The organism is Streptomyces sp. NPDC002004, assembly GCF_053593975.1.
Genome location: NZ_JBSFDP010000008.1, coordinates 149,018 through 161,954 on the forward strand (window position 1 = coordinate 149,018; position 12,937 = coordinate 161,954).

General features: G+C 72.4%; 10 protein-coding genes and 1 pseudogene. 5 read left to right on the top strand and 6 right to left on the bottom strand.

Features of this window, described 5'->3' with window-relative positions:
- Positions 1-21: 21 nt before the first annotated feature.
- Positions 22-339 (bottom strand): ATP-dependent Clp protease adapter ClpS, encoded by a 318-nt coding sequence (gene clpS, locus ACWCP6_RS15630; protein WP_450932958.1) that lies wholly within the window; start codon positions 337-339, stop codon positions 22-24.
- A 167-nt stretch (positions 340-506) separates the two neighbouring features.
- Here clpS and ACWCP6_RS15635 point away from each other — a divergent pair, with 167 nt between their 5' ends.
- Together ACWCP6_RS15635 and ACWCP6_RS15640 are read left to right on the top strand one after the other, a co-directional pair.
- Positions 507-1,835: a nicotinate phosphoribosyltransferase gene (locus ACWCP6_RS15635; RefSeq protein ID WP_450932959.1), complete on the top strand. Its 1,329-nt coding sequence runs from the start codon at positions 507-509 to the stop codon at positions 1,833-1,835.
- Between the two features lie 183 nt (positions 1,836-2,018).
- Positions 2,019-2,606 (top strand): isochorismatase family protein, encoded by a 588-nt coding sequence (locus ACWCP6_RS15640; protein WP_450932960.1) that lies wholly within the window; start codon positions 2,019-2,021, stop codon positions 2,604-2,606.
- A gap of 285 nt (positions 2,607-2,891) precedes the next feature.
- Here ACWCP6_RS15640 and ACWCP6_RS15645 read toward each other — a convergent pair.
- Both ACWCP6_RS15645 and ACWCP6_RS15650 read right to left on the bottom strand, forming a co-directional pair.
- Positions 2,892-3,197, bottom strand: a pseudogene (locus ACWCP6_RS15645) (hypothetical protein); the annotation flags it as partial.
- A 124-nt stretch (positions 3,198-3,321) separates the two neighbouring features.
- A complete protein-coding gene (locus tag ACWCP6_RS15650; protein WP_450933062.1) occupies positions 3,322-5,592 on the bottom strand; it encodes an immune inhibitor A domain-containing protein in 2,271 nt (756 codons plus the stop codon).
- 583 nt (positions 5,593-6,175) lie between these two features.
- Here ACWCP6_RS15650 and ACWCP6_RS15655 point away from each other — a divergent pair.
- A complete protein-coding gene (locus ACWCP6_RS15655) occupies positions 6,176-6,514 on the top strand; it encodes a hypothetical protein (RefSeq protein WP_450932961.1) in 339 nt (112 codons plus the stop codon).
- 84 nt (positions 6,515-6,598) lie between these two features.
- On the opposite strand, the gene ACWCP6_RS15660 is transcribed toward ACWCP6_RS15655, so the two are convergent.
- Together ACWCP6_RS15660 and ACWCP6_RS15665 are read right to left on the bottom strand one after the other, a co-directional pair.
- Positions 6,599-7,390, bottom strand: coding sequence for an RDD family protein (locus ACWCP6_RS15660; RefSeq protein ID WP_450932962.1), 792 nt, complete (start codon positions 7,388-7,390; stop codon positions 6,599-6,601).
- A 72-nt stretch (positions 7,391-7,462) separates the two neighbouring features.
- Entirely contained in the window at positions 7,463-8,989 is a 1,527-nt protein-coding gene (locus ACWCP6_RS15665) for an RDD family protein (RefSeq protein WP_450932963.1), read from the bottom strand.
- A gap of 318 nt (positions 8,990-9,307) precedes the next feature.
- On the opposite strand from ACWCP6_RS15665, the gene ACWCP6_RS15670 reads away from it, so the two are divergent.
- The gene (locus tag ACWCP6_RS15670; RefSeq protein ID WP_450932964.1) at positions 9,308-9,871 is read left to right on the top strand and encodes an SsgA family sporulation/cell division regulator; all 564 of its coding nucleotides are present in this window, start codon (positions 9,308-9,310) and stop codon (positions 9,869-9,871) included.
- A gap of 27 nt (positions 9,872-9,898) precedes the next feature.
- Here ACWCP6_RS15670 and ACWCP6_RS15675 read toward each other — a convergent pair whose 3' ends face one another.
- Positions 9,899-11,269: an FAD-binding oxidoreductase gene (locus ACWCP6_RS15675; protein WP_450932965.1), complete on the bottom strand. Its 1,371-nt coding sequence runs from the start codon at positions 11,267-11,269 to the stop codon at positions 9,899-9,901.
- 97 nt (positions 11,270-11,366) lie between these two features.
- On the opposite strand from ACWCP6_RS15675, the gene ACWCP6_RS15680 reads away from it, so the two are divergent.
- Positions 11,367-12,887 (top strand): tetratricopeptide repeat protein, encoded by a 1,521-nt coding sequence (locus ACWCP6_RS15680; RefSeq protein WP_450932966.1) that lies wholly within the window; start codon positions 11,367-11,369, stop codon positions 12,885-12,887.
- Positions 12,888-12,937 lie beyond the last annotated feature (50 nt).

Genomic DNA, 12,937 nt, shown 5'->3' on the forward strand with positions numbered 1-12,937 from the left:
ACCCGGGCGGCCGTGCGACGGCTACTTGCGGTCGTGCTGAAGCGTGGCCCACAGCCCGTAGCCGTGCATGGCCTGTACGTCCCGTTCCATCTCCTCGCGGGTGCCGCTGGAGACGACCGCGCGCCCCTTGTGGTGCACGTCGAGCATCAGCTTCGTGGCCTTGTCCTTCGAATAGCCGAAGTACGCCTGGAAGACGTAGGTCACATAGCTCATCAGATTGACCGGGTCGTTGTGGACGATCGTGACCCATGGGACATCCGGCTCGGGGACGGCGTACGCCTCTTCCGCCGACTCGGGCTTTTCGATCTCCAGGGGAGCAGGTGCCGTCACGAGGCCCATGCTGCCACCTGGGGTGGGGGACTGCACAAACGCGCCTGGTCGCACGGCCTGCCGCGCTCCGACGGGCCGGCCGCGGCCCTGGGCGCCGCGGGGCGGCCCGACGGTCTTCACCGGTCCCCACCCAGGGCTATTCGTCAAAGTGACGAGATGGGGGTAGCATCCCTCGTATGAACACTGCGGACCTTGGGTTGCCGGTGGACGTTCCGTCGACGGCGCTGTTCACGGATCACTACGAGCTGACGATGCTCCAGGCGGCCCTGCGCGGAGGCACCGCCGACCGCCGGTCGGTCTTCGAGGTCTTCACGCGCCGGCTGCCCGAAGGGCGTCGCTACGGCGTCGTGGCGGGCACCGGGCGCGTCCTGGACGCCGTCGAGAACTTCCGCTTCGACGGGCCCGTCCTCGACTTCCTGCGGGAGCGCGGAGTCGTCGACGAGCCGACGCTCGCATGGCTCGCCGAGTACCACTTCGGCGGTGACATCTGGGGATACCCGGAGGGCGAGGTCTACTTCCCCGGCTCGCCGATCATGCGCGTCGAGGGCTCCTTCGCCGAATGCGTGCTGCTGGAGACGGTGATCCTGTCGATCCTCAACCACGACTCGGCGATCGCCGCGGCGGCCTCCCGTATGTCGTCCGCCGCCGGGGGCCGCCCGCTGATCGAGATGGGCGCGCGGCGCACCCACGAGCTGGCCGCCGTCGCCGCGTCCCGCGCCGCGTACATCGGCGGCTTCGCGAGCACCTCGGACCTCGCCGCGGGCTTCCGCTACGACATTCCGACGGTCGGCACGTCCGCGCACGCGTTCACGCTGCTGCACGACAGCGAGCGGGACGCCTTCCGCGCCCAGGTGGATTCCCTCGGACGGGGGACGACGCTGCTCGTCGACACCTATGACGTCGCCGAGGCCGTGCGCGCCGCGGTGGACATCGCGGGCCCCGAGCTCGGCGCCGTTCGCATCGACTCCGGCGACCTGCTGCTGGTGGCCCACCGGGTGCGCCAGCAGCTGGACGCGCTGGGAGCGACGAACACCGGCATCGTGGTGACCTCCGACCTCGACGAATACGCGATCGCCTCCCTGGCGGCCGCCCCCGTCGACGCGTACGGCGTGGGAACGCAGCTGGTCACCGGGTCCGGGCACCCGACGTGCTCCATGGTCTACAAGCTCGTCGCGCGTGCGGAGTCCAGCGATCCGGTGGCCCCGCTGGTGCCCGTCGCGAAGCGGTCGACGGGCGGCAAGACGTCCATCGGCGGCCGCAAGTGGGCGGCGCGGCGGCTGGACGCGTACGGGGCGGCCGAGGCCGAGGTCGTCGGCACCGGACCGGTGCCCGCCGAGCTGGCCGACCGGCAGCTGCTGGCCGAGCTGGTCAAGGGCGGCGAGGTCGTCGCCCGCGAGCCGCTGGACGTCGTACGGGACCGGCACGCGGCCGCGCGCGCGAACCTGCCGCTGTCGGCGACACAGCTGTCCCGCGGGGAACCCGTGATTCCGACGGAGTACGTCTGAACGGCTCGGCAGCCCCTCGCGTCCCGTCCCGTGGGCAGAAGGAATGAACGGCGGGTGAGCGGGAATGCAACGGCAGCGCCCACCTGCACCCGGACGGTCGAATCCGCCCCCCACCGTTCCGCCCCTCCGATCCGCCTCACCGTCGAGCGTTCGAGCTCGCCGTCAATCCGAAGGACACCCGCTATGCGCCGCGCCTTGATCGTCGTCGATGTGCAGAACGACTTCTGCGAGGGTGGCAGCCTCGCGGTCGCGGGGGGTGCGGAGGTCGCGGCCGCGATCACCGAGCTGATCGGGCAGGCCCCGGCCGGCTATCGCCATGTCGTCGCCACCCGCGACCACCACATCGCGCCCGGCGAGCACTTCTCCGACCGGCCCGACTTCCGTCACTCCTGGCCCGCGCACTGCGTCGCGGGTACCGAGGGCGTGGGATTCCACCCGAACTTCGCGCCGGCCATCGCGTCGGGCGCCGTCGACGCCGTCTTCGACAAGGGCGCTTACGCGGCCGCCTACAGCGGCTTCGAGGGCGCCGACGAGAACGGGGTGTCGCTGGGCCACTGGCTGCGGGAGCGCGGGATCACCGAGGTCGACGTGGTGGGGATCGCCACGGACCACTGCGTGCGCGCGACCGCGTTGGACGCGACGCGCGAAGGGTTCCGGACCCATGTCCTGCTGGACCTGACGGCCGGCGTCGCCGCCGACACCACGGATGCGGCCCTGGAGGAACTCCGCACGGCGGGCGTCGAACTCTCGGGCAAGCCGGTACTCGCCTGAGGCGTGGCCGCGCGAGCGCGCACCCCTCGGCGGGGTGCGTCCGGTGCTGCGCGCCTTGCGCCTGCTGTTGCGCGGCTTCCCGCCGTGGGGGTACGCGCCCCTCACGGCGGGGCCGGCGTGGTGCCGGGCTGCGCCCGCTGGTCAGGCGATGTGCAGGGTGGGTGGCACGGCTCCGGCCGCGGGGCGGGAGCGCGGGTCGGCGGCGCGGGTGCCGGGTTCGGGGCGCGAGGGGCCCGGTTCGGCGGGGCCGGGGCCGGTGCTGGTGCCGGGCGTCGGGCAGCCGGGGGCCGGCTGGCGGAAGAGGGTCCGGATCGGATGCCAGAGCTCCGTGGCGCTGTCGGGCACCGTACGCCATATGAGCCCGTCGGGATGGTGAAGCACGGCGGTGACCTCGTCGGGGGTCGGCGGGTGGGTGTTGCCCCGCAGATACACCGCCCGAAGCCCGAGATTCCGCAGCCGCGTCAGCGCCCGCGCCCGGTTCACCGCATGCACGAGGACCCGCACCGTGGACCCCGGCGCCGTAGGACTGGGCAGCGCGAGCGCCACGACCACCGTGCCGCCCGGCAACCTGCAGAAACCACCTACGGACATTCCTGTAGCACCCCCGTAAGACGTCGCGTCAATAAGGAACTCACAGGAGGCACCTAAGCACGACCGGCCGCCACCCCGCCAGGGGGGTAGCGGCCGATCATGCTCTGACCTGCGAGGAAGACGATTACTTCGTCGCGCGGCCCACCTGGACCGTGATCGTCGAGCCGCTCTTCGGCTGCTTCACGATCTTGATCTGGGTGTGGGTGTCAGGAACCTTGACGCTCCCGTTCGGGTTCGACGCGTACCAGTAGGTCCCGCTGTGGTCGTCGAAGACCGGGACCCCGCGCCGCGAGGGGATCTTCAGCGCCACGTCGGCGTTGTGCAGCGTGATCGCGTCCGTCGCGTAGCGGCTGAAGGGCGCGTCGAACGGCTGGATCTTGTTGCGCAGGATCGTTCCGTCGGTCCACTTCAGCGGCTTGGCGTGGGCGTCGACCGGCAGGATCAGGCCCTGGCCCGGGTGCTGGCTGACGTTGTTGTCCTTCTGGGAGGTGTCCCACAGCCAGACCATCAGGCCGGTCTGGTACGGGTAGTGCTCGACCCAGTCGGGACGGGACTTCGAGAAGCCGAAGTTGTACGGGCCGACCTTCAGGGTCCTGTCGTACGACACGTACTGGCGGTTCTCGGCGATGTAGTACTGGTCGTAGTCCTTGGTGAAGGACTCGCCGATGCGCGAGAAGCCCTTGGCCGTCCAGCCGTTGTCGCCGGACTCGGCGTTGTCCGTGAAGACCGGGGCGCCGTCGGCGGTCAGCGTGATGGTGTCGGCCGCGAAGCCCTTGCCCGCGGTGCCGCCGTCGGTGGCGTAACGGAAGCGGAGGTCGACCTTCTTGCCCGCGTAGGCGTCGAGCGGGTAGACGAGCTTCTTGTACGCGCCGGAGGTGCCGGTCAGCGCCGGGCGGTCGCCGCCGTCACGGGTGATCGGCTTGCCGTCGACCGTGCCGTCCAGCGGGGTCCAGTTGGCACCGCCGTCCGTGGACGCCTCGGCGTAGAGGTAGTCGTAGTTCTCCTCGATGTCGTACCAGCCCTGGAGCGACAGCTCGGCCTTCGACTTGCCGGTGAGGTCGACGGAACGGGTCAGCGTGTTGCTGAGGTTGTCGCCCTGGTCGCTCCACCACTGCTTGGCGCCCTCGGCGGGCTTCACGACGGTCGTCGTGACCTTCTTCTTGGGGAGGGTGACGACGAGCGCCTGCTTGTTGCGGGTGTTGTACTCGGAGACGCCCAGCTTGTGCGTGGACCGGGTGGCCGCCTTCGCCTTGGCGTAGTTGAGCCAGCCCAGCTGGAGCTTGTCCCACGCGGTCATGTCGCCCGGCATGTCGCCGATGCTGTCCTTGCCGGTGCCCAGCCAGGAGCCGGCGGACATCAGCGACCAGAACCCGACCGAGTTCTCGCCCTGGCCGGTGGTGTCGTACAGGTCCGGCAGACCCAGGTCGTGGCCGTACTCGTGCGCGAAGACGCCGAGCCCGCCGTTCTCCGGCTGCATCGTGTAGTCGCCGACCCAGATGCCGGTGTCACCGATCTCGGTGCCGCCCGCCTTGTTGTCCGCGGGACCGGTGTGACCGGCGTCGTTGCCGTACGCGTACCAGCGGTGCGCCCACAGGGCGTTGGTGCCCTGGACGCCGCCGCCCGCGGACTCGTCCTCGCCGGCGTGCACGATCTGGAAGTGGTCGATGTAACCGTCGGGCTCGTTGAAGTTGCCGTCGTGGTCGTGGTCGTAGCGGTCCCACTGGTCGTACTTGGCCAGGTCCGCCTTGATCTGCGCGGTGGTGCGGCCCTGGGCCTTCTGGTCGGCCACGTAGGCGTTGACGCCGTCGCGGACCAGGTCCCAGACGTTGGGGCAGTTGGTCGAGCCGCAGTAGTCCGAGCCGTAGCGGGCCTCGTTCCACGGGACCTTGACCCAGTCGCTGACCTCACCGTCGACCGAGTAGCGGCCGGACGAGGTCTTCTCGTAGTACGTCTTCAGGGAGTGCTTCTGCTTGCCGTGCCTGTCCTTGCCGGAGCCGAAGTACAGGTCCTGGAAGTGCTGCTGTCCGTAGTCCTTCTGCCAGGCCGTGCTGTTGTCCTTGGCACGGTCCGGCTCGGCTATCTGGTTGTGCAGCGGACCGGCGGTGCCGCCGTACTTGAGCACCGGCGGCTTGGGGCCGTCCCCGTCCGGGTCGAAGGTCGTCGTGCTGTCGACCTTGTCGCCGAACTCCGCCAGGATCGTGAAGATCTTGTCGGTCTTCTGGCGGCCCAGCTCGACGTACTTCTTGTCGGCGAGCTTGACGACCTCCGAACCGCCCTGCTTGTGCACCTTCTTGTCGCCCGCGAGCACCTGCTCCAGGGCCGCCTTGTGCTGCTGTGCCTGCTGCTTGCTGAAGGGGCCGTCGAGGTCGTGGTCGACCTGTCCCTTCGCCGGCATCGGGTCCTGGTGGCCGGCGGCCGGGCTCCCGGCGGCGGCCAGGGCCGTGGTGTGGCCCGCCGCTCCCGTATACACGGCGGTGGCCGTGGCCAGGGCCACGACCACCGATGCGGCTCTGAACGCCCGCTGTCTGCTTGTCACTTGAAAGTCCTCCCCAGCGCCACACACACGGACGGGGTCTTGGTCAAGGAAGGTCCGCGGTGGTCGGCGCGTCACAAGTGGAGGACATTCGACCGGAGTCTCGCAGGAAAAGACAGATCTTGACTTGGACAGGCCAAGTCCGGTATGCGCGCCGTCCGGGCGCCGAACCACCGGTATCCGGACGACAGCGCGCCTCGCGGGCGGGCGGCACGCACCGGGGGCTTTTCGCCGTCCACCTGGTGGACGGGATGACTCCGTGCGCCCCTTGTGCACCGACACCGTGGGTTAGGTCACGCTTACTTCCAGTTCCGTTCGGGCATGCAGGCGATTAGAGTCGGCTGACGGCGCACTACAGCCAACTCGACACCGTTCCGCGTCCCTTCATCCGCATCCTCCCCATGGCGAGAAGGCATGGGGGCCCATCCCGAGGACGGAAAACGCCATGGCTCGTCCGAGTGCCGCGCAGTTCGCCTACGGAATCGCCACCGTCGTCTTCTCGACCCTCGCCATGCTGCTGCTCTCGCAGACCGGTTCGGGCATCGGCGTGGCGGTCATCGCCCTCGCCGCCCTCGGACTGGGGCTGCTGGTCGCCGTCACGGTACCCATGCCGAGGACGGCCCGGCGGTCGCGCACGGAGGCGGAAGCGGAGGCGGTCGAGGCCATCGAGACGCTCGCCGAGGAACAGGTCCCCGTACGCCGCCCGCGCCCCCGCGCGGCGCGCCCGGTGCGAGAGCTGGTCCGCGCGGAGGCGGAGTCGGTCCGGGGCCCCGCGGGCCCGTGAGCCGCGTAGACACAGGGCCGGCCGGGCGCGCGAAGGGATGCGCGCCCGGCCGGCCCTGGATCCACGACCGCCGGCGTCCGGCGATCAGACGCTGACCTCGACGGTCTTGGCGGCCTTGTCGTGCAGGCCCTGCTTGAAGGGCTTGTCGAAGAAGGACCAACCGCCCGCGATCGCCGTCCAGATGCAGGCACAGCAGAACGCGAACGGCAGCCACAGCACGGCCGCCCGGACCAGGCTGGTCTGCACGGACGGCGTGGAGCCGTCGTCGAGGTTGGCCACACGCATGCCGAGCAGCTTCTTGCCGAGGGTCTGGCCGGAGCGGGCGATCAGCCAGGTGTCGTACGCGATGAAGAGCACGGCGACGAGCAGCGACTCCGCGAAGGACTTGCCGTACTCGACCTTGTCCGGGTTCACCTGGTACTCGAAGATCCCGAACGCCCAGGACAGCAGCCAGACGACCACACCGACGATGATCATGTCGATGATGCGGGCGACGACGCGCTTGCCGCTGTCGGCGAGCGGCGGCATGCCGGCGAGGGGGTCGTGCTCGCCCCCGCCGTAGGGGCCGCCCCCGCCGTACGGACCACCACCGCCGGGGGGCGGGGCACCGTACGGGCCACCGGGTCCACCACCACCAGGGGGCGGGGCACCGTACGGGCCACCGGGTCCACCACCGCCGGGAGGCGGGGCACCGTACGGGCCACCGGGCTCCCCGGGAGGCGGGGCGCCGTAAGGGCCGTCTTCGCCGGGAGGCGGGCCGCCCGGCCCGGAACCGCCGCCCGGTGGCTGGGACGGCGGCTGCTCGGGCGGCGGCGTCGGAGGCCGGTCGTCGTCCGGTGACTGCCCCGAGCCCGGGGGCGGAGGTTCGGTGGTCATGGCCCGAGTCGACCGCGAACCCCCGTGCTCCGCATCCGGCGAGCGGCCGTACGAGGTACGGCCGACGAGGTGTCAGCCCGCGACGAACGTACCCGCTGCCTTGTCGTGCCAGCACTGCCGCCACGGACGGTCGAACAGGCACCACAGCACACCCACGACACCGATCACCAGGACTCCGGGGATGCTGTAGACGAGCCACCGGCGCAGGGCCGCGCCGAAGGGCGGCGGCTCGTGCCCCTCGATGTCGCGCACCTGGAGTCCGCACAGCTTCTTGCCGAGGGTGCGGCCCCATCTGGCGGTCGGCAGCGCCTCGTAGACGACGCCGAACAGGAGCAGCACGGCGAGGACGACCCCGAGGTATCCCGCGGTCGTGCCGTCGATCAGCCACACCGTGACGGTGCGGCCGGACAGCTTCGCCTCGTCGATCTTGCCGTTGATGTGGTCGACGGCCCGCACGGTGAGCGGCACGGCGGCGGCCGCGGTGACCGCGCCGAGAACGAGGGTGTCGAGCAGCCGCGCCACGAACCGCTTCCCGAGCGCCGCGGGGCGGGCGGCGGCCTGGGCCCGGACCGCCGCGAGGAACGGATCGTCGACGGGCGGTTTCCAGGGCGCCACGCTCTCCGAGTCGTCCGCGGTCTGTGCCAGCCGGTGCACCTGCTGCGCCCACGAGGGCTGACCGCCGCCGGGTCCCGAGGTGAGCGGGGACCCCGAACCGCCCTGCTGCGGCACCGGTGTTCCCTGCTGGGCGGGGGCGGACACGGCTGCCTGCGGTGCGGCGGTATGCCGGGGTCCGCCGGTGGCGGCCTGCGGCGCGACGGGAGCAGCCTGCGGCGGACCCTGCGCCGGCGCCTGCCGGGCACCGGGCTGCGGCGCACCGGCGGCCGACCCGGAGCCGATCCCCGGCGCGGCCGGCCGCTGCGGGTTCGCGGGGGCGGACGGGGCGCCGGATGCCGCACCGATCTGCTGCGGTCCCGAGGGCGCGGGGCCCGCCTGCGCCGAGCTCTGCGGCCCCTGCTTCGGCCCGTCCGTCCGCGGCGACACCGCACGGATGGTCATCGTGCCGTCGGTGCCCGGCGTCCTGCCCGCGGGGCCGGGGAAGGCGCCGCCCGCACGTCCGGACTCCGCGTCCGCTCCGGTGCCCGGGGCGCCCCCGGCCGCGGCCGGGGCGCCGTCCGGGAGCGCCGCCCGCGGATCGCCGCCCTGTGCCGCGCCCCAGGAGATCCTGCGGTCCTGGTCCCCGCCGAAGCCGGACTGCTGGGCGCGGTCGGCGCCCCACGCGGTCGCCGGCTCCGGCCGGGTGCCGTGCAGCGCGGCATCGGCCGCCGCGCCGTCGATCCCGGTCGTCTCCGGTCCGGCGGCCTGGGACTGCGCGGACAGCGGTTCCTCGTCGAAGAAGACCGGGCCCGTCTCCTCCACGAGCGACGCGGGGGTCACCCCCGGCGGGGGCGGCAGCGGCTCGCCGTCCGTCGGCGCCGGACGACTCGTACCGGGCACCCACGCCGCACCGTTCCAGTAGCGGACATATCCAGGAATGGACGGGTCCGGGTAATACCCTTCGCGCGGCCTGTCGTCACCGGGGCCGGGGGTTGGGGCGCTCATGTCCGTCGTCCCGTATCTGCTCGGGGGTCTGTTGAGGGTCCACATCTATCAGACCGGCGCCGGGGACCGGGCCCCTCCGGCGGCACGGCCCACGATCCGGGCATCCCTCCCCGGAATGTCAACGTCCGCAGGGCCTTGTGCGAGACGCTGCCACCACAGCCCGTCGAGACGCCGCGTGGCGGCCGGCGAGACGCCCGCACGGACGGCGGTGCGCCTCGGAAAAAGTCCGCGCAACCCGCGTAATGCCCGCGCCACCCGCCGCTCTCTCCTCCTGCGGGCCCGCACCCGGGCCGGCGATCGAGGAAAGGAACGCACAGGATGCACACCGTGGTGGAACGCGAACTGGAGCTGAGGCTCGTACTGTCGCCGGAGCGCAGCGTCCCGGTCCCGGCCCTGCTGAGCTACCGCACCGACGACCCGTACGCCGTCCACATCGCCTTTCACGTCGGCTCGGCGCGCCCCGTCCACTGGACGTTCGCGCGGGATCTCCTCGTGGACGGCGTCTTCCGCGCGTGCGGGGAGGGCGACGTGCGCGTGTGGCCCGCGAAGTCCGACGGGCGGAGCGTCGTCCTGCTGGCGCTGAGCTCCCCGGACGGCGACGCGCTGCTGGAGGCGCCCTCCCCCGGGGTGTGCGCCTGGCTGGAGCGCACCCTGCGGGTGGTCCCGCCGGGCACCGAGTCCGAGCGGCTCGGCCTGGACGACGGTCTGTCCGCCCTGCTCGCGCCGTCCTCCAGGTTCTCCGCCTGCCCCCCGAAGTCCTCGGCCCCTCCCCCGCTTTCGGCGTCGCGCGAGCGGCGGGAGGAGCAGGGCGGTGTCCCTCCGGCCGACGGCCCGTGGCCGCGCGGTGCGTGGCCGTCGGAGGAGCCGGAGAACGGCGGGTGAGCCCGGAGGGTGTCGTCCCCGGGCGGGTCAGAACAGCTTGCCCGGGTTGAGGATGCCCAGCGGATCGAACGTCTGCTTGACCGCGCGCTGCATCTCCAGCCCGACCGGGCCGATCTCGCGTGCCAGCCACTCCTTCTTGAGCACCCCGACGCCGTGCTCGCCGGTGATGGTGCCGCCGAGTTCCAGGCCGAGCGCCATGATCTCGTCGAAGGACTCACGGGCGCGCCGGCCCTCGTCGGGGTCCGCGGCGTCGAAGCAGACCGTGGGGTGGGTGTTGCCGTCGCCGGCGTGCGCGCAGACCCCGATGGTGAGGTCGTACTTCTCCGAGATGCGCTCGACACCGTCGAGCAGGTCGCCGAGGCGGGAGCGCGGCACGCACACGTCGTCGATCATCGTGGTGCCCTTGACCGTCTCCAGTGCGGTGAGCGACAGGCGCCTCGCCTGGAGCAGCATCTCCGACTCGGCGTGGTCCTCGGCCGGTACGACCTCGGTGGCGCCCGCGGCCTCGCAGAGCGCGCCGACCGCCGCGAGGTCGGCGGACGGGTCGGGGGTGTCGAAGGCGGCGAGGAGCAGCGCCTCGGTGGTCTCGGGCAGCCCCATGCCCGCCATGGCGTTGACGGCACGGACGGTCGTACGGTCCATCAGCTCCAGCAGCGACGGGACATGACCGCCCTCCATGATCCGGCAGACGGCGTCGCAGGCGGCGCGCGCCGAGCCGAACTCCGCGGCGAGGGCGAGCTGGGCGGGCGGTTTGGGTCTCAGGGCGAGGACCGCGCGGACGACGATGCCCAGGCTGCCCTCGGAGCCGACGAACAGGCGCGTGAGGTCGTATCCGGCGACGCCCTTGGCCGTGCGGCGGCCGGTGTGCATGAGGCGGCCGTCGGCGAGGACGACGTCGAGGCCGAGGACGTACTCGGCGGTGACCCCGTACTTCACGCAGCACAGGCCGCCCGATCCGGTGCCGATGTTGCCGCCGATGGTGCACATCTCCCAACTGGAGGGGTCCGGCGGGTAGTACAGGCCGTGGGCGTCGACGGCACGGGACAGGGCCGCGTTGATGACGCCGGGTTCGACGACGGCGATCCGGTCGACGGGGCTGATCTCCAGGATGCGGTCCATCTTGGTCAGGGACAGCACGATGCAGTCGTCGGAGGCGTTGGCGGCGCCGGACAGGCCGCTGCGGGCGCCCTGCGGGACGACCGGGACGCGCAGCGCGGTCGCGGTGCGCATCACGTGCTGGACCTCTTCGACGGTGCGCGGCAGGACGACGACCGCGGGGGTGCCGGCCTCGCAGAAGCTGGCCATGTCGTGGGCGTAGGACGCGGTGACGTCCGGGTCGGTGAGGACCGCGTCCTTCGGCAGGCCTTCGAGAAGACTTTCGATGAGTGTGCGGCTCATGATCACAGCGTCGCACTCGGGGCCATCGGTGTGAACCCATTCGCGACGCCGATCGCACAGCACGATGTGATCGTCATATTGCCGCACAGTGGGCACCATGAGGAGCGAACAGGAACAGCCCGTTCCGCCCGAGGCATGGCCGCCCCCGGCCCCGCCGCCGCGGCACGGGGGTCGCTCCCGCCGCGGCCGGCGCCTGCTCGGCGCCCTGGTCGCCGGGAGCGTGGTGCTGGGGGGCGCCTGGTGGCTGCTGCCGGGTCTGCGGAACGCCGTGGTGCGACCTGCGCCCGGGCCGGGTGTGCGCGGCGCGGTCGTACGGGCCGAGACGGCCGTCGCTGCCGGGCTGCCCGCCACACTGTCCGATCTGACGGCGCTGATCGGCGACCACGAGGCGTATCTGCGCAAGCACCCTGGCGACGTGAAGTCCTGGGCGGTGCTCGGGTCCGCCTACCTCCAGCAGGGGGTGCGCACCGCCGACCCGGCCTTCTACCCGAGGGCCGAGCGGGCGCTGCGCGCCTCGCTGGACGCACTGCCGGGCCGCAACCCCGACGCGCTGCTCGGCCTGGCCTCGCTCGCGGACGCCCGGGGAGACTTCTCCTCCGCGCGGGCCTTCGGCGAGCAGACGCTGAAGGTGGAACCGAAGCGCTGGCAGACGTATCCGGTGCTTATCGACGCGTACAGCCGTCTCGGGGACTACAAGGCGGCACAGGACGCCCTCGACAAGCTGATGAAGCTCAACACCGGCACTTCCGCCCTGACGACGGCGGCACGGGTGTACCGGGACCGGGCCTGGCGCGAGGACGCGGCGGCGCTGCTCGGCGACGCGGCGGCGCGCGCCGGCAGTCCCACCGAGCGGGCCGCGGCGCTCCAGCAGGCCGGGGACCTGGCGTGGGAGCGGGGCGAGCCCGGCGAGGCACTGGGGTGGTACGACGCGGCGCTGGCCGCCGATCCCGACCGGCAGTCCGCGCTCGCCGGGAAGGCACGGGCGCTGGCGGGTCTCGGCCGCACCGCGGAGGCCGTACGCGCCTACCAGGGCGCCCTGGCGAAGCAGCCGCGGCCCGAGTACGCCCTGGAACTCGGCGAGCTGTTCGAGGCCCAGGGCATGAGCGAGGCGGCCCAGGGGCAGTACGACGCGGTGCGTGCGCGGGTGAAGGAGGACGCGGCGTACGGCGTCGACGACCAGCTGGTGCTCGGGCGTCTGGAGGCCGACCACGGCGATCCCCGGGAGGCGGTGAGCATCCTGCGGGCCGAGGTCGAACAGGCGGGGAGCACCGAGGCGAACGACGCGCTGGGCTGGGCGCTGCACCAGGCCGGGGACGACGACGGGGCCCTGACGTACGCGCAGCTCGCGACCGCGAAGGGGACCGTGCGCAGCGCCCTCTTCACCTTCCACCTGGGCGAGATCGAACGCGCACTGGACGACGACGGCCCGGCGCGCCGGCATCTGACCGACGCCCTGCGCGTGAACCCGGCCTTCTCGCCACTCCTGGTCCCCCGGGCCAAGCAGGGACTGGCCGCACTCGGCGACCCTCCGCCGGGCGGTCCCACGGACATGGACGGCCCGGCGCAGCCGATGACCTCGCCCAGCCCGACGCCCAGCGCCTCGGCGGCGAGCGGCTGACCACACCCCGCGAGGGCGACGGCCGGGCCCGCTCGGGCCGCGCCGCGTCC